Genomic DNA, 19,166 nt, shown 5'->3' with positions numbered 1-19,166 from the left:
ACAATAAAATCAGGGATTTTTATCGAGAAAAATAGGAGATTAGTAACCCTTTTTTATGAGAGGCAAATGAGCTATAATCTTAAATGGATTATTTTTTTGAACCGTAGGATTATGGTTTACGAATATAGATTCTTGGAGGGACATATGGTAGGCAAAAAACAACGTTTTAGAACAGCAGTCTTAATTATCATTCTCGCAGTAGCTATCGTAGGCGGAGTTTTTGCTATTAGTTATTTTAAAGGCGGGGTCACTTTCCCATGGCAGGTATCCACAGAGGAGCAAAAGCCTGAGCAAGCGACACAGGAGCCTGTAAAAGAGGAGCCTAAGCTTGTGATCAAGGAAAAGAAACAGGACGAGGCTGTTAAGAAGGAAGAAGAGCTTAAGAAAGCTAAGGAAGAAGCAGATAAAGCTGCGGAGGAAGCTGAAAAAGAAGCTAAAGAAAAGGAATTGGCGGAGTCTGTTATCCAGATTGGTAAACAGCTGGATTATTATGGCGCCCTTCATGTTGAAGATGGAAGGCTTTATGATGAAGTAAGAAATGAAGTAAGACTTACAGGTATCAGCACTAACAATCTTAGCTGGTATCCAGAGTTTGCGTCTGCAGATACTATAAAGTTTCTCAAATCAAATTTGGGAATCAACGTAATCAGACTGGCTTTATTCACCAGCGATTATGATGGATATTGTGTAGCAGGTGCTGATAAGCAGCAGGAGCTCAAGGAAGTCATTGATGAGGCAGTTAAGGCTGCTACAGATAATGATATGTATGTTATTTTAGATTGGCATACATTAAACGATGCAAATCCTAATGAATATAAAGCAGAGGCAATTCAGTTCTTTGGTGAGATGGTTCGTAAATACGAATTAAACGACAATGTCATTTACGAAATTTGCAACGAGCCAAATGATGATACCACCTGGGAAGACATCAAGGCATATGCAAAGGAAGTTATTCCAGTGATCAGACGTGTTAACAGAACAGCAATTATTCTTGTAGGTACACCAAAAGGCTGCACTGATTTAGAATCAGTCTTGGCAGATCCACTGGATTCAGATGCTTTTGGCACTAATATTATGTATACATATCATTTTAATGCTCGCACACAAAAATCAAGCGATAGAAATGCTCTAATCAACGCATTAGAGGATGGTCTTCCGGTGTTTGTTTCTCAGTTTAGTTATTATTCAGCTGATGGTGTTGGCGACTTAGACAAGCATGAAGCTACAAGATGGGATGATTTGATGGATGATTACAATCTTTCTACATGCATTTGGAACTTATCAAATAGTGATGAGGGCTCTGCATTAATTAATCAGTCTTGTGACAAATATTTTGATTTCAAATATGAAGATTTGACAGAACAGGGAAAGCATTTATTTGAGAGACTTTCCGACAATAGAAAAAAAGCTGAAATCCCTGAAAAGGATGAAATAAAAGATAGTAAGGAGATAAAAAGAAGATGACAACTAATGAGAAAATCGCAGCATTGCGTGATTTAATGAAGGAGAGAGGAATTGATTTATACCTCATCCCAACAGACGATTTTCATTCATCAGAATATGTAGGAGAGCACTTTAAGGCACGTAGCTTTATCACAGGCTTTACAGGCTCAGCAGGTACAGCAGTTATTACATTAAAGGAAGCTCATCTTTGGGCTGATGGACGTTATTTCGTTCAGGCTGCAAAGCAGATTGCAGATTCAGAGGTTATTTTGGAGCGCATGGGAGAGCCAGGAGTTCCTGAGGTAGAAGAATTTATCGAGAAGAATTTCCCAGATGGCGGATGCCTTGGCTTTGATGGTCGTTGCGTATCAGCTAAGAATGCAGCAAAGTATTTTGATATCGCTACAAAGAAGGGCGGAGAGCTTGCTACTACTGAAGATTTAGTAGATGAGATTTGGACAGATCGTCCAGCACTGCCAAAGGCTACTACATGGCTTCTTGAGGATCAGTTCTCAGGCGAGACAATGGATTCAAAGATTGCCCGTATTCGTGAAGAAATGAAAAAGAAGGGAGCTGATGCTCATTTACTTACAGCTCTTTACGATATCGCATATACGTTAAACATCAGAGGAAATGATATTGCAAACGTTCCAGTTTTTCTTTCATTCCTTATTATCACAGATGAAAGCGTAATTCTTTTTACAGACACAACAAACTGGCCAGCAGAGGTAATGGGCTATCTCAACGATAAGGGTGTAAAGCTTTACCCATACGATATGATTTATCATTATCTTCAGAGTGCTGATATGGCAGACAGAAGAGTTCTTCTTGATCAGTCAATCGTTAATTACAACATGCTTAAGGCTCTAGAGGGTTCAGCAAAGATTATCGATGGCAAGAATCCATCAGAGCTTATGCGAGCTATCAAAAATGAGACTGAAATCAAGAATACAAAGTGGGCTCATGTAAAAGATGGTGTTGCATGCACAAAGGCTATTAAGTGGATTAAGGAAAATGTTGGTAAGGTACCAATGACTGAAATCACAGCTTCAGATTATTATGAGGCTCGCCGCAAGGAGCAGGAGAATTTTGTGGATCTTTCATTTGGTACAATCTCAGCTTACGGACCAAACGCTGCAATGATGCACTACAGCGCAAAGGCTGGTTCAGAGGCTACACTTAAGCCAGAAGGATTCTTACTTGTAGATTCAGGTGCTCATTTCCTTGAGGGTACTACAGATATCACACGAACAATCGCTCTTGGTGAGCTTACACAGCAGATGAAGGAGTACTACACAGTAGTTCTTCGTTGCCACTTAAGACTTCTTGCAGCAAACTTCCCTAAGGGAGTTACAGGTGCAAACTTAGACGTTCTTTCACGTGGACCAGTTTGGGATATGGGACTTGATTATAGATGCGGTACTGGTCACGGCGTAGGTCACATCTTAAATGTTCACGAAGGACCAAACCGTTTCCATTGGAGAGTTCTTCAGGGACAGAATTCTGCTGAGATTCAGCCAGGTATGATTACTACAGATGAGCCAGGTCTTTACATTGAGGATGGCTTTGGAATTCGTATTGAAAACGAGCTTCTTTGTGTAGCTGGTGAGACTACAGAGTACGGTGATTTCCGTCACTTCGAGGCTATCACATACTGTCCAATCGACCTTGACCCAGTTATCCCAGAGATGATGACTGAGGCAGAGAAGAAGACCCTTAACGAGTACCACGCAATGGTTCGTGAAACACTTAAGCCTTATCTTACTGATGAGGAAAATGAGTGGTTAGCAAAAGAGACTAGGGAGATTTAATGAGCAAATTACTTTTAATTGACGGACATAGTATTGCCAATCGTGCGTTCTATGGCTTGCCCGACTTAACTAACAGCCAGGGCGAGCATACAGGCGCCATCTTTGGCTTTGTAAATATGATGTTAAAGTTCATCGATGATGAACAGCCTGATAACTTTGCAGTGGCATTTGATGTTTCTGCCCCTACCTTCAGACACAAAATGTTTGAAGCCTACAAGGGCACCAGAAAGCCAATGGTTCCAGAGCTCAAGGAGCAGATTCCTCGTATTCAGGAAATGCTTAGAGCCATGGGCGTTCCAGTTATCACCAAAGAAGGCTGGGAGGCAGATGATATCTTAGGTACCCTTGCTAGAATTGGCGAGGAGAAGGGATTCGATGTTACTATCGTTTCCGGAGACCGAGATCTTCTTCAGCTTGCTACTGAAAAGGTTAAAATATCCATCCCTAAGACAAAGAAGGGTGGAACAGAAATCGAGAACTACTTCGCAGCGGATGTTAAGGAGGCCTACGGCGTTACTCCTAAGCAGTTCATCGATGTAAAAGCACTTCAGGGAGATACTTCTGATAATATTCCAGGTGTTGAAGGCATTGGCCCTAAAACTGCACAGACATGGATTGCTCAGTATGGTTCTATTGAGGAATGCCATGCTCACGTTGATGAGATGAAGAAGGGTAAGGTTGTTCAGAATTTCATCGACCAGTGGGATATTGCTGTGCTTTCCAAGGAGCTTGCCACAATCAATGTTAATGCTCCTATAGAGCTTGAAGAGGGTAGCACTAAGCTTGAGAATCTTTTTACAGAGGAGGCATATCTTCTCTGCAAGCGTTACGAGCTTAAGAAGCTTCTTCCTAGATTTGAAGCGTCTACTACTACAAAGGTTCAGGACAACAAGGCTGAGACCTTTAAACGTATATACGATTTAGGTGAGGTGGAGGATTTCTTCGCTGAGCTTAAAAAATCCGGCAAGGATTTTGTTGGTGCAAGCATTATGGCAGGAGAGGACAGATGCATAAAAGGTGCTGCGCTATCTGTTGGCGATTCTACAGTTTATGTGGATTGTGCTGGTTTTATCACCCCAGATTATCTTGGTCACAAGCTTATTGAAATCAGTAAAGCAGGCGTGAAGCTTTGCTTCTGGGATTTAAAGAATGCAATGCACATTCTTCATGAGCTTATGAGCTCAGAGGAGAAGCAGGCTGTTTTAGATAATGGCGGAAAGGCAGAGATTTTCCCTACAGCTGTGGATGTTGCTGTTGCTGCCTATCTTTTAAATCCAACAAAGAATGCTTACACAGCCGATGATGTTGCTAGCGAGATGCTTGGAATCATCATTCCTGCTCAGGCAGATTTATTTGGAAAAACAAAGCTAAATGTAGCTCTTGAGGATGATAATCTACTTGAGGCTGTTACTACATATGCTTGCTACAATGCCTATGTTGCATTTGCGGCTTTCGAAAAGGTTATTGCACAGATTAAAGAGGAGGGAATGCTTGATATTTATGAGAATATCGAGATGCCCCTTGTGTACACTCTTTTTGATATGGAGCTTCAGGGCATTGCCATGGACAAAGAAGCACTCGCTGAATATGGCAATCGTCTTTCAGTTCGTATAAACGAATTAGAGCAGAGCATTTATTCTCAGGCTGGAGAGGAGTTTAATATCAATTCTCCAAAGCAACTTGGCGTAATACTTTTTGAAAAAATGGGAATAGAGGGTGGAAAGAAGACTAAGACAGGTTATTCTACAGCGGCTGATGTCTTAGAGGAACTTTCAGCCACAAATCCTATAATATGTGATATATTAGAGTATAGACAGTTGGCAAAGCTTAAGAGTACTTATGCTGATGGCTTGGCAGCCTGTGTTGATTCCGATGGAAGAATCCGCTCTACCTTCATGCAGACAGTTACTGCTACAGGACGTATCAGTTCTACTGAGCCAAATCTTCAGAACATTCCTATCAGAATGGAGCTTGGTAGAGAAATCAGAAAGGTATTTTACCCAAAGGATGGCTGTATATTCCTTGATGCCGATTATTCTCAGATTGAGCTTAGAGTACTTGCACATATGTCTGGCGATGAAAATCTGATTGGCGCCTTTAAGGCCGGACAGGATATTCACCGTTCTACAGCATCACTTGTGTTTAACACACCATTTGATGAGGTTACAGATCTCCAGCGCCGCAGAGCAAAGGCTGTTAACTTTGGTATCGTTTATGGTATCAGTGCCTTTGGTCTTGCAAAGGATATTGGTGTAGGACGAAAGGAAGCTCAGGAGTATATTGATAACTACTTCGTGGCTTATCCAAAGATGCATGAATTTTTGGAGGGGCTTAAATCTGATGGTAAGGAAAAGGGATATGTTACTACCATGTATGGTAGACGTCGTCCTATTCCAGAACTTTCGTCATCAAACTTTATGACCCGCCAGTTTGGTGAGAGAGTAGCCATGAATTCACCTATTCAGGGAACAGCAGCAGATATTATTAAGATTGCAATGGTAAATGTCCACGACAGACTCCTCAAGGAGGGACTTAAGTCAAAGCTTCTTCTTCAGGTTCACGATGAGCTTTTGGTAGAGGCACTTGAGTCAGAACGCACACAGGTTGAAAAGCTTATTGCTGAGGAGATGGAGAATGCAGCTAAGCTTGCTGTGGACTTAGAAATTGATATGAATTCTGGAAAGACATGGGCTGAAGCACACTAAGTGCTTTCCCGTCTTCCATGGAATTTATATATATTTTAATAGGGAGAGTATAAGCATCATTGTATTAGGAGGATATTGAAAATGTTTCCAAGAAAACAAATCAAAGCAAATGCCAGAGCTGCTTTATCAGCTAATTACTGGCCAGTAGTAGGTTATCCATTTTTATTGGGACTGCTGTTGGTAATTGTACTGTCTATCGTAAGTGCTAAGTCAATTATGTCAATGGCAGGAGCAGCAGGTACATCTTCGCTGACAACAGCCGAAGCAGCATTAACAGCAAGCATGGGGACAACAGTTGCTACAGATACTGTTACAATTCTTTTATCAATCTTTGTCCTTAATGTTATTGCAGTTGGTCAGGTATACTTCTACTATAAGTTTTACAGCGGATCACGAGCAGACTTTAGTACATTCTTTGATGGATTTAAGAATGGTCAGTATTGGCACAACGTTGGTGGCATGTTCCTTATGACATTGTATGTATGTCTTTGGACAATGCTTTTCTGCCTTCCAGGAGCAATTCTTGTTGGTCTGGGAGCTGGATTCCTTTTTGTTGATTCAGGAGTAGGTGTGCTATTACTTGTTCTTGGAGTAATTCTTTATATAGTTGGTATAGTTTTTGCATTTGTTAAGGCATATCAGTATAGTATGATTCCATATCTTCTCATTGATAAGCCAGAGTTTACAGTTAAAGAGTGCTTTGAAATGACAAAGAAGATGACAAAGGGAAATAAGTGGAGTCTTTTCGTATTAGACCTTTCTTTCATCGGATGGATTATCCTTTCAATGTTCACTTTGTTCATTTTAGCAATCTTTTATGTTGAGCCTTATATGAATCTTGCAAAGGCTGGAGCTTATGATTATCTCAAGAGAGTTCATATGCCAGAGTCAGTAGAAGGTCCAACATTCCAGTCAGCATCTTTCGAGGCAGACTACACTTCAAGTGCGCCAACATTTGAGAACACAGATACATTAAATAATACACCATCATCAAATGATGATATTTTTGACGAGTAATATATGAAATTTATAGGAATTACAGGGGGCATCGGCGCTGGCAAAAGCACGGTGCTCTCTTTATTAAAAGAAAATTTTAATTGCAAAGTAGTGCTTGCCGACGAGGTGGCAGCACAGCTTATGACAAGTGGTCATAAGTGTTTTGATGAGGTAGTGGCTTTAAACTGGCCTACCTCTATTTTGGACGAGTCCGGAGAAATTGACAGACCTCTTATGGCAAAGTACATGTTCGCAGATGATGATCTTCTAAGTGGAGTAAACTCCATCGTTCATCCTGCTGTGGAAAAAGAAGTACTAAATCAGGTAGAAGAGGAAAAAGAAAAGCACAATATAGAGTATTTTTTCTTAGAAGCTGCATTGTTAATAGAATGTGGATATGGTAAACTTGTGGATGAGATGTGGTATATTTATGCCAGCCCTGAGGTTCGCGAAATCAGGCTCATGGAATCCAGGGGTTACTCTAAAGAACGCATTGAAAATACCTTTAAAGTACAGCGTTCTGACGAGAGTTTTAGAGAGCACTGTGACAAAGTCATAGATAATAGCGGCAGCAAAGAGGGGACACTTGCTCAGCTAAAGGCATTACTTAGATAGATTAAAAAATGCTGAAGGGGATTTTTACTATGGAAAAGAAGGACATTGTTTTTGGCTTGGATATTGGTACAAGAAATGTCATCGGTACAGTTGGCTATCTTGAGGATGGGGAGTTTCACGTTATTGCTCAGACATTACGTGAACACGATACTCGTGCCATGCTGGACGGACAGATTCACGATATAGGTCGAGTTGGAGCTACCTGCGACGAGGTTAAAAAGGAGCTTGAAAGCATGACAGGCCTCACTCTTACAGAGGTTTGTATAGCTGCCGCTGGTCGTGTGCTTCGTACTATTACTACACATGTGGATTTGGAATATCCAGAGGAGACTGTAGTTTCAGGCGAGGATTTACATACACTTGATATGCTTGGAATCGAGCAGGCTGGTAAGGAAATCAAAGGTGGTGCCGAGGACAGTAAATACAAGTTCTTCTGTGTAGGTTATTCTACAGTTAGATATTATCTTAATGGAGATCCATTCTCATCTCTTGAGGATCACAAGGCAGATGTTATCGGAGAGGATATCATCGTTACCTTCCTTCCCGAGGATGTTGTAGATGGACTTTATGCTGCTGTTGGCAAAGCTGGTCTTACAGTTGCTAATCTTACATTGGAGCCTATCGCAGCTATTAATGTTGCTATTCCACAGAATTTTAGAATGCTTAATATCGCCCTTGTTGATGTTGGCGCAGGTACCTCTGATATCTGTGTCACAAAAGATGGCAGTATCATTGCATACGGCATGATTCCTATGGCCGGTGATGAGCTTACTGAGGTTCTGGTTCATGAATATTTAGTTGATTTTGCTACTGCAGAGCAGATTAAGAGAGCTTCTACAGAAGGTGGAGATATCACCTACGAAGATATTATGGGCATCAGCCACACCATCAAATCTGAGGAAGTATATAAGCTCACTAATCCAATTATGGAAAAGATTGCCAGCGAGGTTGCTTCAAAGATTAAGGAGCTCAATGGCGACAAATCTGTTTCAGCAGCTTTCGTTGTTGGTGGAGGCGGAAAGATTCATGGCTTCACCGAGGCACTTGCCAATGATTTAAAGATTGTTGACGAGCGTGTTGCTCTTCGTGGCGAGGAAGTCATGAAGAATGTCATCTTCGAGCAGGAGGATATTAAGAAGGATTCACTTCTCGTTACTCCAATTGGTATCTGCCTGAATTACTATGAGACAAAGAACAACTTCATCATGATTCACTTTAATGGAGAGATGATGAAGCTTTACGATAATGGACAGCTTACAATTGTGGACGCTGCTATGCAGGCAGGTTTCTCTGCTGAGCAGTTGTTCCCACGCCGTGGTAAGGAAATCAATTTCACGGTCAATGGTGTTTCACGTATGATTCGCGGTGTCGAGGGTGAATCTGCAGTTGTTAAAATGAATGGAAAGCCAGTAGGAATTAATACTCCTCTGGAGTTCAACTGTGATGTTGAGTTCGTTCCTTCTACAGTTGGCGCAGGTGGAAATGGCACCATCGCTGATTTGGAGGAATTCACTACAGAGTATCTGTATTTCACAGTATGTGGACACAGAGTTAAGTGCCCTAAGTTTGTTGAAGTTAATGGTTCTATGGAGCCATCAACATATTCAGTTAAGGATGGAGATGTTATTGAAACACGCCCATTCTATACAGTTGGTCAGTTGGCAGAGTTTATGGATGTGACTATCGATGATCGCTACGAGATTCTCGTTAATCATCGTCCATCCAGCCTTGACTCATTGGTATATGAAAATTTCGTTATTGATTGGACTACCACTACACCGGTAGCCTATGCAGGAGATTATCTTGCCGAGGATGATGAAGGTATGCCAGAGGATTATGATATTGATGTTGCACCTGAGAATATCACTGATGTTCACACTAAGATGAAGGATGAGGCAACAGAGCTTCCAATCACCATCAATGGAAAGAAGAGAGTGCTTTGCGGAAAGAAGGATTATATATTTGTAGATATTTATAATGTAATCAACTTCGATCCGAACGAAAGCAATGGACGTCCACTCATCACAAAGATTAATGGACATAAGTGCGGCTATTCAGATGAGCTTCATGAGAATGACGAGATTGAAGTATATTGGGATAATGGCGCTTTAAACCGAGCCTAAGCGAAGGTTTAGAGTGCCAGGAGGCCTTTAGGCCGACGACACAATGGTGCGACAAGTAAAAATAGAAAGAAGATTTTATTTATAATGGATTTTTTTAGTATTGCAAGTGGTAGCAGCGGCAATTGCATCTGTGTTGGAGATGACAGCACACATGTAATGATCGATGCAGGTATTTCAGGAAAGCGCATAGAGGCGGGGATGAACAAATATGATTACACCACCGCCGATATGGCTGGCCTGCTGGTAACTCACGAACATTCAGATCACGTGTCTGGACTTGGAGTAATCTCTCGTAAATACCATATTCCGATTTACGCTACGGCACCTACAATCAGAGCAATACGTTCTATGAAAAGCCTTGGGGCCATTGATGACACACTTTTTCATGTCATCAAGCCCGATGAGGATTTCTCTATAGGTAGTCTTAATATTCACCCATTTCATATCAGCCATGATGCTGCAGACCCAGTTGCATATCGTATAGAAAATGCTAATTCTAAGGTTGCAGTATGTACTGACTTAGGTTATTATGATGGCTATATTGTTGATAATTTAACAAATTTGGATGCTCTTTTGCTTGAGGCAAACCACGATATCCATATGTTGGAGGTTGGTTCCTATCCTTATCCACTTAAGCAGCGTATTTTAGGAAATTATGGACATCTTTCTAATGAGGCCAGTGGAAAGCTTTTAAGCTCAATACTTAATGACAATATTAAGCATGTTTTCTTAGGGCATCTTAGTAATGAAAACAATTATCCAGACCTGGCTTATGAGACCGTGCGTCTGGAGGTTAACATGGATGAAAGCACTCCATACAATGCGAGTGATTTCGATATAACTGTCGCGTCACGTAGTGACGTCTCAGAAAGAATAATTATTTAATTGAGCTAGTAAGTAACAATCTCTTAGGTTTCTGAATGAAGCATTCTATAACTGAATGAAGAAACACTAAGGACTGTTACTGTAACTAGCGGAATAGAAAAGGAGAATTCTTATGGAAAACAAAGTTATTATTACCGTAGTTGGTAAAGACACAGTTGGTATTATTGCTCGTATCTGCACTTATTTAGCAGGGAGCGGGGTAAATGTCTTAGATATTACACAGACTATTGTTCAAGGATTCTTCAACATGATGATGATTGTAGATATCGAAAAGGCAACAAAGAATTTTGGAGAAATTCAGAAGGATTTAGAGAGCCTTGGAGATGAGATTGGTGTTCAGGTAAAGGCTCAAAAAGAAGAGATTTTTGAGAAGATGCACAGAATATAAATAGGGGGGACCCCGAAGGGGGAGAACCTGTTTATCACAGCGCACCCATTGCCGAAGGCAATTTGCATGGGTGCTGCTTTCCCGTATAAAGGAGGATATATGGTAAATTTACGTGAAGTAATCGAAACTAACAAGATGGTGGAGGAGCAGACACTTGACGTCCGCACAATCACTATTGGTATCAGCCTTCTTGAGTGCATTGACTCAGATTTAAAGAAGGTTAATGAAAACGTATATAATCGTATCACTACAGTTGCGAAGGATTTAGATAAGGTTGCAAAGGAAATTGAAAGAGACTATGGCATTCCTATTGTAAACCGCCGTATTTCTGTTACACCTATCGCGCTTATTGGTGGCGCTGCATGCAAGAAGCCAGAGGATTTCGTTACTTTGGCTCATACACTTGATAAGGCAGCAGAGGCTGTTGGCGCTAATCTTATTGGTGGTTATTCAGCTCTTGTTTCTAAGGGAATGACTACAGCAGATGAGATGCTTATTCGTTCTATTCCACAGGCTCTTTGCGAGACACAGAGAGTTTGTAGTTCAGTAAATTTAGCTTCTACAAAGACAGGTATCAATATGGATGCTGTTCGCCTTATGGGTGATATCCTTCTTCAGGTGGCAGATCGTTCAAAGGATAGAGATTCTGTTGACTGCATGAAGCTTGTAGTATTCTGTAATGCTCCAGACGACAATCCATTCATGGCTGGTGCCTTCCACGGTGTTACCGAGGCAGATGCTATTATCAATGTTGGTGTATCTGGTCCTGGTGTTGTTAAGAAGGCACTTGAGCAGGTTCGTGGCGAGAGCTTCGAGGTTCTCTGTGAGACAATCAAGAAGACAGCCTTCAAGGTTACACGTGTAGGTCAGCTTGTTGCACAGGAGGCTTCTAAGCGTCTTGGCATTCCATTTGGTATTATTGATTTATCACTTGCACCTACTCCAGCTATTGGAGATTCGGTTGCAGATATTCTTTGCGAGATTGGTCTTGAGTACGCTGGTGCTCCAGGTACCACCGCAGCTCTTGCAATGCTCAATGATCAGGTTAAGAAGGGCGGCGTTATGGCAAGCTCTTACGTAGGTGGACTTTCAGGAGCCTTCATTCCTGTATCAGAGGATCAGGGTATGATTAATTCTGTTGAGGCTGGTGCAATCACTCTTGAAAAGCTTGAGGCTATGACATGTGTTTGCTCAGTAGGACTTGATATGATTGCTATTCCAGGAGATACACCTGCTACTACAATTTCTGGTATGATTGCAGATGAGATGGCACTTGGTATGGTTAACCAGAAGACTACAGCAGCCCGTCTTATCCCAGTTATAGGTAAGGGTGTTGGCGACACAGTAGAGTTTGGTGGATTATTTGGATATGCACCAATCATGCCTGTTAATAAGTTCTCTTGCGCAGACTTTATTAATCGTAAGGGTCGTATTCCTGCCCCTATTCATTCATTTAAGAATTAGTTGTATTGTAAACCGGACATGGCGCAACATTTTCTTTCAGGAAATGTTGCCTGGCAAAAGCTAGCTTTTATAGGCTTTTCATTTTTAAAATTAATAGATTTATTTTGAGCATCTTATGTTTTTGACATGAGGTGCTTTTTTATTATCGTATTTTTTAGCATTATATTTTAAATATAAAACTTTTTTTTAATTAATCTATGTGCTACAATGTCAACTATTGATTTAGGCGATGACTATATAGGTGCAATATAGGAGCCTAGATTACTCAAAATGATAATTCTATAGATATTATTTCTTTAGTTTTCTTTTATCATTCCAGGTTGGGTTGAATTAAATATTATGGGTCATAACAATTAAGGACAAATTATTGGTAGAACACTTTCTACATACCAAAAGGCAGAAAAGGCCAAAAAGTATGCAGTCTGCAAGGAAAATGCAGTATGCAAGTGTGAAAACGGATTTATTTGTTCAGAAAAAATTAGTTAGGAGTCAATAATTATGAAAAGCCTAGTAGCAATTGCGCAGGAAGAATTGAGCAAAGTAAATAAAGCTCTGGAAAAAAATGAAAGGAATTTGGCAAATTTAAGAAATGTTCCGCCAAGTAATCTCAGAGCTATTAAGAAAGGAATGACATATCAATATTATTTGAAAACGTCTGAGGATAAACAATCACGATATTTAAAGAAGTCTGAAAGACATTTGGCCGAAAATCGCGCTCAGTTGGATTATGAATTGAATATTCAAAGAGTACTTAAAAATCAGCAAAAAATTCTTAATAATTTAATATCGAGATACAATGAAAATAGTGTTGAGGATACCTATAGATGTTTATGCGAAGGCCGAAAAAATATAGTTCAGCCAATACAAATGCCTATAGAGCAGTACATATATGAATGGAAAAAATCCTATGAAGTAAATAAAAATAGTATTCCTATGAAGGTTCAATATGAGACAGTGAACGGTGAAATGATTAGATCTAAATACGAAGAAGCACCTTTGAATATTAAAGTGGTAGCAGCAAAAATAGCAGAATATCTCTAAGGAATAAGCGGCACAGTGACACTATTGTGATTTAAATTATGATATTATATAAGCAGTGTATAAGGCATTGAAAGATGAAAAAAATGGGGGCTTAAAATGTGTAGAGTAAGAAAAATATTGGCATTGGTTATGGCAGGTGCATTGGTGACGGGATTAGTTGGTTGTGGGGCACAGAGTGAAAAGTCTGAGCAGGAAACTGCATCTCAAACTGAAACAAATGAGACTGAGGCATCCGAGGAAGCTTCAGAAGAAGCTGATAACAGCACATCTGAAAGTGCAAAAATTCCAGCATATGAATATCCAGGTCCAGAGTTGTTTTATAGTGTATTGTATAAATATATAAATGATGAGTTTGCAGCAAATTATGATTCGGCAGATGTTGCTATTCCAATCGTCAATATTATTTATCAGGATGAGAGCAATAAAGAAGATATCAAGGTATATGGTGATTTCTGGTACATGAATTATGATTTGAAGGGAGATACACTTGAGTGTGTTTCAGGGGGTTCATATCCTGGCTGCATTCATATGAAAACTACTGATGAAGGATATTCAGTGACAAGCATGGATATAGTTGAAGATGGTAGTAATTATCTTGATTCTGCTAAGGAAATTTTTGGCGAGCATTTTGATGATTTTGAAAAGGTCTCTAGTGATGATGATGCTAGAGAGAAGGTAAGAGCACAGATTATTTCAAACTATGTTTTTGCTAACGACCTAAATATCAAGGCTTATCAGGATCAGGGTTGGGACCCAGTCACACTACCTGAGCAGAATATTGATTCATTCTATAGTATATTAGATTAGGGAGTTTAGCTGTTTATTTCATCTGGAATTCTTACCTGGCAAATGAGAAAAGGCAACAAGAAATCAGTTTTTTGTGACTAAGAAAAGATTATTTATCATTGGATGATGTATATGGACAATCTACCAGCAATTCGGATAGGAATAAAAGATAAATTTGTATCAGTAAATGATGGCTTTTTTAGGTTGTTTGGCGGGCGGCAGGAATTTTTTTCGGAAACCTATCGTCCCAAGATTAGTAAATATGGTTGCGGAATCGTTGCTGCTATAAATTCTTATCTTTATATTGCACAGGTAAATCAGATTTCCAAAGATGATTTTATGACTTTGGTTCAGGATTATCTTGATATGTATCCCACCTCAAAGATTCTTTTGAATCTGGGGGTGGGCGTTTTGCCGTGGCAAATGTCATCCTATATTCAGCGAAAATGCAAGTCTGTTAATATAAATGTAAAAGCTAGCTGGAGAGGACGCGAAGGCGTGAGTTCATTGTATAACAAAATGAAAGCTGCATTATTAGAAGATATGCCGGTAATTTGGGCATTTTATAATCTAAAGCCTTCTCATAGGATTCAGTTTTATAAATATATTGATGGAAAATTCAAAGATACATATTTTGATGAACAAGCCAAAGAGCATAAATATGATGATGTGAATAGTCACTATGTTACTGTGACAGGAATCATCGAGCGAGAGAATAATGGATACCTGGAAAGATGGGTGGAGATATCTTCCTGGGGATCAAAATATTATGTTAATTATGATGAGTACGAGACCTTTGTTAGAAACGCAGGAGGAATACTTAATCCCTTAAATTTGGTTAATGCATATTGCTCGAATATTTTAATTATAAAAAAGCGATAGCAACTTTTAGGCATTCAAAAGCAATTTTTGATAAGAGCAACTTTTGGGGAGTTGTTAGAATATAATTGCACGAACAATATAATAATGCGTAATATCGGACATCTGCGGCGAAAAAGTCCGAATATGCATTAAGTATGGCAACAATTCACAAAAGGAGAAGATGTATGAAAAAATTCAAAATCAGAAAACTGATGGCAAGAGTACTGGCACTTGCCTTAGTTTTCAGCACATTTTTTATGGTATCTAAGGTAGATGCCAACGCTGCCAGCTACAATTTAATGGAGACCTATGGAGCAAAATATGGGTATTCTGGAAACTGTGTGCATACACACATGCTTAGGGATTCAAGAATTGTAAATGCAATCAAAAAGGATTCCAATATAGTAACACTTGGTAATGAAATGAAGCCTGATTACCTTTTGGGAAGCAGACAGGCAACTCTTATTTCGGTTGATGAAGCAAAGCGTCTTGGTTACTATATTCCTTCAAATTACAAAGAGCGTTATGTCCCAAAAATTGATTTTAGAACAGTTGATGAAGCAGTAAAAATTTGCTATGAGAATGGTCTTAAGATGAGAGGTCATACTCTTGTATGGCATTCACAGACCCCAACCTGGCTATTCAGAGAGAATTATTCAGGAAATGGCAGATTTGTAAATACAGCTACTATGGATGCTCGTCTTGAGTTTTATGTTAAGTCTGTAATGGGACATTTCTATTCAGGCAAATACGGTAGCACACTGGTATATTGGGATGTGTGCAATGAGACACTTCATGCTCAGAATTCTGGTTGGGAAGCTGTTTACGGAAGCAACAAGACAAACGCAGTATATGTAAAGAAAGCTTTTAATTACGCATATCAGGTACTTGAGCAGTACAAGCTTACAAATTCAGTTAAGCTTTTCTACAACGACTACAATACATACATGGAAGTCAATGATGTGATAAAATTAGTAAACTACATCAATCAGGGGAAGAAGGTTTGTGCAGGTGTAGGCATGCAGTCACATCTTGGAACAGGCTTTCCTTCAGTAGATTATTATACAAATGCACTTAACTCATTCCTTCGTGCAGGATTTGAAGTGCAGATCACAGAGCTTGATATCACAAACAAAGGCGATTATGATTTGAACAATTACGCATATCGCCTGTTTAAAAATATTAACGCCGCAAAAAAGAATGGTGGAAACATTTCATGTATCACATGGTGGGGACCATCAGATGCAGAGACATGGATTAGAAATGAAAAGCCACTTATCTGGTCAAATATTGGTGTTGCAAAGCCAGCCTATGATGAGGTTGTAAAGGCATTTACAGAGACATTTGGTAATCCTGGTTCATTTACACCACAACCAACGATTACACCACAGCCAACGCCAACCCCTACACCATCTGGACAAAACGTAAATACGAATTCAACAGCACATATTGATGATGGCTGGTATTATTTAAAGAATACAAATTCACAGAAGTATCTTACAGTTGAAGGTGATTCAGCTAAGGCTGGTGCAAATGTTTGTATTGGAACAGGAAGAGGCCTTGATGGTCAAAAATGGTATGTTAGGAATACAAATGACGGATATATTACCCTCACATCTAAGCTTGGTGACTTCATGCTTGATGTAGCAAATGGTTCTGCTGAAGATGGTGCAAATATTGGTATTTACAATGCATATGGAGGAGATGCTCAGAAGTTCTTATTAAAGAATACCAAGACAAATGGTGTTTATACTATTACTACAAAGTCTTCTAATGAAGTGCGTTACATTGATGTTTATGAGCACAAAAAAGTTGAAGGCACCAATGTATGTCAGTGGTTATATTATGGCAATCCAAATCAGGAATGGGTATTTGAGAAGGTAGCTGAGCAGTCAGTTACACCTCAGCCAACACCAGTTCCAACACCAGTTCCACAGCCAGCAGTTAAGGGATTAGAGCTTAGTTATACAATCAATAACTGGGGAGGCGGCTATCAAGTAAGCTATAAGATTTCTAATGCCACAGGAAACACAGTTAACGGATGGACATTAAAGGTAAATAAGAATCAGGTAAACATCGATTCTAGCTGGAATGTAAAGGTCACAACAAGTGGTGATTATTATGTAATCACACCGGTTGACTGGAACGCAAGCATTGCAAATGGAGGAAGTATCGAGTTTGGCAGCATAGGCGTAGGCCAGATAGGAAACACATTTGATTATGTATTAGAGTAATAATGGAAAATAAGAGAATGCATTTTGCTCGAATATTTTAAAATATTGAAAAGCCATAACAATTACTTCATTGTTTTAGGGTAGAATACACCTAAGTGGGAGCTTTTACAAAGGAGGAGTTATGGCTTTTTTTCCAATGTTTGTTGATTTAAAAGGGGCAAATTGTTTGGTTATCGGCGGTAGTGATGTGGTGTTGAAAAGATCTGACGCTCTTCTGGACTTTGGTGCTAAGGTTACGGTTATGACAAAGGAGGAATTTACCCCAGCAGATATACAAGGCCGCAAGATGGTTGTGGTAGATACCGATGATGAGGAAATCAATCTTCAGATATCCATGATGTGCAAGGATTCCAATATTCCAGTCAATATTGTTGGGCATCCAGAGCTGGGAACCTTTAGTTTCCCTGCCTATGTAAAGGAGGGAGATTTGGTTGGCGGTTTTTCCAGCAGCGGCAAAAGCTCTGCCTTAGCAAAATTTCTGGCCAATAAAGAAAAAGAAGTTTTGACACCAAAGCTTGCCGATTTAAATGAGATGCTTGGAAAATGGAAGGATCCTATCGAGGAACTGTTTCCTAACAAGGCAAATCAAAACAGTGCATTTGAGCAGCTGATTGATTATGCACTTTGCTTTGATGGAACTCCTACCGATGAAGAGGTTCAGGAGCTTTTGATGTCTATAAGCATGACACTTTAATTTTACTAGATATATAAAAGGAGAATAATTATTATGAAATATCCAACCTACTTGCGCAGTGGTGGAACAATTGGGCTTGTTGCCCCTTCTTTTGGGTGTGCATTTGAGCCGTACAAAAGCTGTCTTGATTCTGCTGAAAAGCGTTTTGAGAAAATGGGCTATAAATTAATTGAAGGGCCTAATTGTAGAAAAAGTGATGGGGTTGGAATTAGCTCATCGCCGGAAAATTGCGGGAAAGAGCTGACTGAGTTTTACTGTAGCGAAAATAATGACATGCTTATCACCTGTGGTGGTGGAGAGCTTATGTGTGAGACTTTGGATTATGTGGATTTTGACGCCATCAAAGAGGCAAAACCAAAGTGGTACATGGGCTATTCCGATAACACTAATTTTACATTTTTACTTAATACAATTTGCGATACTGCAGCAATTTATGGACCAAGCATTGGCGCCTTTGGAATGGAAAAGTTGGAGCCAGCGTTGCAGGATGCATTAGATATTTTCACAGGGAAGAAGACATCAGTTTCTGGCTATGCCAGCTTTGAAGTTGAATCGCTTAAGGATGAGGACCACCCATTTGTTGGGTATAATCTCACCGAAAAAAAAGAATTAAGACTGTTCATGGGAGCAGAAGAGACCAACAGAGTCCCTGAATTTGAAGGAATTATCACTGGAGGTTGCCTTGATTGTTTGGCAAATCTTGTTGGTACTAAATATGATCAGGTGGCAGCTTTCAATGAGCGCTACAAAGATAAAGGTGTTGTCTGGTTCCTGGAAGCATGTGATTTGAATGTAATGTCAATCAGGCGTGCACTATGGAATCTCGATAGAGCAGGCTGGTTCGTAAATACGAAGGGTTTTATTATTGGTCGTCCAGCAGCTGCTTGGAAGCAGGAGATGATGGGATTAGATCAATATAACGCAGTAACAGGAATCCTTGGAAAATATAATGTACCTATCGTGATGGATGCAGATGTAGGTCATCTTGCACCTGCCATGCCAATCATATCTGGTTCACACGTACACGTATCTGTAGATACCAATATTACATTAAAGTATAGATAGCTAGTAGCTAACAAGCGAGCCACAACTTAAAATAATTGTCAAAAAATATTCTCCC

The 19,166-nt window shown here is 39.8% G+C and carries 15 protein-coding genes; all 15 read left to right on the top strand.

Features of this window, described 5'->3' with window-relative positions; all coding sequences use genetic code 11:
• Positions 1-144 precede the first annotated feature (144 nt).
• The 15 genes from BMZ41_RS07570 (at position 145) to BMZ41_RS07500 (ending at position 19,111) form a co-directional block, all read left to right on the top strand.
• Complete coding sequence (locus tag BMZ41_RS07570) at positions 145-1,464, top strand: glycoside hydrolase family 5 protein (protein ID WP_177184175.1); 1,320 nt, start codon at positions 145-147, stop codon at positions 1,462-1,464.
• Positions 1,461-3,254, top strand: a complete 1,794-nt coding sequence (locus BMZ41_RS07565) for an aminopeptidase P family protein (protein WP_090528319.1) — start codon at positions 1,461-1,463, stop codon at positions 3,252-3,254. Before BMZ41_RS07570 ends, BMZ41_RS07565 begins: the two co-directional genes overlap by 4 nt.
• Positions 3,254-5,959 carry a DNA polymerase I gene (gene polA, locus BMZ41_RS07560; RefSeq protein WP_090528317.1) on the top strand — a complete coding sequence of 902 codons (2,706 nt, stop codon included), beginning with the start codon at positions 3,254-3,256 and terminating at the stop codon, positions 5,957-5,959. Before BMZ41_RS07565 ends, polA begins: the two co-directional genes overlap by 1 nt.
• An 81-nt stretch (positions 5,960-6,040) precedes the next feature.
• Positions 6,041-6,976 carry a DUF975 family protein gene (locus tag BMZ41_RS07555; protein WP_090168237.1) on the top strand — a complete coding sequence of 312 codons (936 nt, stop codon included), beginning with the start codon at positions 6,041-6,043 and terminating at the stop codon, positions 6,974-6,976.
• 3 nt (positions 6,977-6,979) lie between these two features.
• A complete protein-coding gene (coaE, locus tag BMZ41_RS07550) occupies positions 6,980-7,570 on the top strand; it encodes a dephospho-CoA kinase (RefSeq protein ID WP_090528314.1) in 591 nt (196 codons plus the stop codon).
• 29 nt (positions 7,571-7,599) lie between these two features.
• A complete protein-coding gene (locus tag BMZ41_RS07545; RefSeq protein ID WP_090528312.1) occupies positions 7,600-9,693 on the top strand; it encodes a cell division FtsA domain-containing protein in 2,094 nt (697 codons plus the stop codon).
• Between the two features lie 84 nt (positions 9,694-9,777).
• Positions 9,778-10,578, top strand: a complete 801-nt coding sequence (locus BMZ41_RS07540) for an MBL fold metallo-hydrolase (RefSeq protein WP_090168230.1) — start codon at positions 9,778-9,780, stop codon at positions 10,576-10,578.
• Between the two features lie 112 nt (positions 10,579-10,690).
• Positions 10,691-10,966: an ACT domain-containing protein gene (locus tag BMZ41_RS07535; protein ID WP_090168227.1), complete on the top strand. Its 276-nt coding sequence runs from the start codon at positions 10,691-10,693 to the stop codon at positions 10,964-10,966.
• A gap of 99 nt (positions 10,967-11,065) precedes the next feature.
• Positions 11,066-12,430 (top strand): PFL family protein, encoded by a 1,365-nt coding sequence (locus tag BMZ41_RS07530; protein ID WP_090168225.1) that lies wholly within the window; start codon positions 11,066-11,068, stop codon positions 12,428-12,430.
• A gap of 498 nt (positions 12,431-12,928) precedes the next feature.
• A complete protein-coding gene (locus BMZ41_RS07525) occupies positions 12,929-13,471 on the top strand; it encodes a hypothetical protein (protein WP_090528311.1) in 543 nt (180 codons plus the stop codon).
• A gap of 96 nt (positions 13,472-13,567) precedes the next feature.
• Positions 13,568-14,278, top strand: coding sequence for a hypothetical protein (locus tag BMZ41_RS07520; protein ID WP_090528309.1), 711 nt, complete (start codon positions 13,568-13,570; stop codon positions 14,276-14,278).
• 111 nt (positions 14,279-14,389) lie between these two features.
• On the top strand, positions 14,390-15,139 hold the full coding sequence (locus BMZ41_RS07515; RefSeq protein WP_090528307.1) for a hypothetical protein: 750 nt from the start codon (positions 14,390-14,392) through the stop codon (positions 15,137-15,139).
• Between the two features lie 164 nt (positions 15,140-15,303).
• Positions 15,304-17,352 carry an endo-1,4-beta-xylanase gene (locus BMZ41_RS07510; RefSeq protein WP_177184174.1) on the top strand — a complete coding sequence of 683 codons (2,049 nt, stop codon included), beginning with the start codon at positions 15,304-15,306 and terminating at the stop codon, positions 17,350-17,352.
• 121 nt (positions 17,353-17,473) lie between these two features.
• Entirely contained in the window at positions 17,474-18,046 is a 573-nt protein-coding gene (locus tag BMZ41_RS07505) for a precorrin-2 dehydrogenase/sirohydrochlorin ferrochelatase family protein (protein ID WP_090168216.1), read from the top strand.
• Positions 18,047-18,079: 33 nt separating this feature from the next.
• Positions 18,080-19,111 (top strand): S66 family peptidase, encoded by a 1,032-nt coding sequence (locus tag BMZ41_RS07500; protein ID WP_090528304.1) that lies wholly within the window; start codon positions 18,080-18,082, stop codon positions 19,109-19,111.
• Positions 19,112-19,166 lie beyond the last annotated feature (55 nt).

It is taken from the genome of Pseudobutyrivibrio sp. UC1225 (assembly GCF_900115215.1).
In the GTDB taxonomy this organism is placed as follows: Bacteria; Bacillota; Clostridia; order Lachnospirales; family Lachnospiraceae; genus Pseudobutyrivibrio.
The sequence above is the reverse complement of the archived record's forward strand: the minus strand, read 5'-3'. Positions and strand labels throughout refer to the sequence as shown.

Bases quoted from the DNA above. Each gene is read 5' to 3' on its own strand.
- BMZ41_RS07510 (WP_177184174.1), top strand. From the start codon at position 15,304: ATGAAAAAATTCAAAATCAGAAAACTGATGGCAAGAGTACTGGCACTT.
- polA (WP_090528317.1), top strand. From the start codon at position 3,254: ATGAGCAAATTACTTTTAATTGACGGACATAGTATTGCCAATCGTGCG.
- BMZ41_RS07545 (WP_090528312.1), top strand. From the start codon at position 7,600: ATGGAAAAGAAGGACATTGTTTTTGGCTTGGATATTGGTACAAGAAAT.
- BMZ41_RS07555 (WP_090168237.1), top strand. From the start codon at position 6,041: ATGTTTCCAAGAAAACAAATCAAAGCAAATGCCAGAGCTGCTTTATCA.
- coaE (WP_090528314.1), top strand. From the start codon at position 6,980: ATGAAATTTATAGGAATTACAGGGGGCATCGGCGCTGGCAAAAGCACG.
- BMZ41_RS07535 (WP_090168227.1), top strand. From the start codon at position 10,691: ATGGAAAACAAAGTTATTATTACCGTAGTTGGTAAAGACACAGTTGGT.
- BMZ41_RS07520 (WP_090528309.1), top strand. From the start codon at position 13,568: ATGTGTAGAGTAAGAAAAATATTGGCATTGGTTATGGCAGGTGCATTG.
- BMZ41_RS07500 (WP_090528304.1), top strand. From the start codon at position 18,080: ATGAAATATCCAACCTACTTGCGCAGTGGTGGAACAATTGGGCTTGTT.
- BMZ41_RS07525 (WP_090528311.1), top strand. From the start codon at position 12,929: ATGAAAAGCCTAGTAGCAATTGCGCAGGAAGAATTGAGCAAAGTAAAT.
- BMZ41_RS07530 (WP_090168225.1), top strand. From the start codon at position 11,066: ATGGTAAATTTACGTGAAGTAATCGAAACTAACAAGATGGTGGAGGAG.
- BMZ41_RS07570 (WP_177184175.1), top strand. From the start codon at position 145: ATGGTAGGCAAAAAACAACGTTTTAGAACAGCAGTCTTAATTATCATT.
- BMZ41_RS07505 (WP_090168216.1), top strand. From the start codon at position 17,474: ATGGCTTTTTTTCCAATGTTTGTTGATTTAAAAGGGGCAAATTGTTTG.
- BMZ41_RS07565 (WP_090528319.1), top strand. From the start codon at position 1,461: ATGACAACTAATGAGAAAATCGCAGCATTGCGTGATTTAATGAAGGAG.
- BMZ41_RS07515 (WP_090528307.1), top strand. From the start codon at position 14,390: ATGGACAATCTACCAGCAATTCGGATAGGAATAAAAGATAAATTTGTA.
- BMZ41_RS07540 (WP_090168230.1), top strand. From the start codon at position 9,778: ATGGATTTTTTTAGTATTGCAAGTGGTAGCAGCGGCAATTGCATCTGT.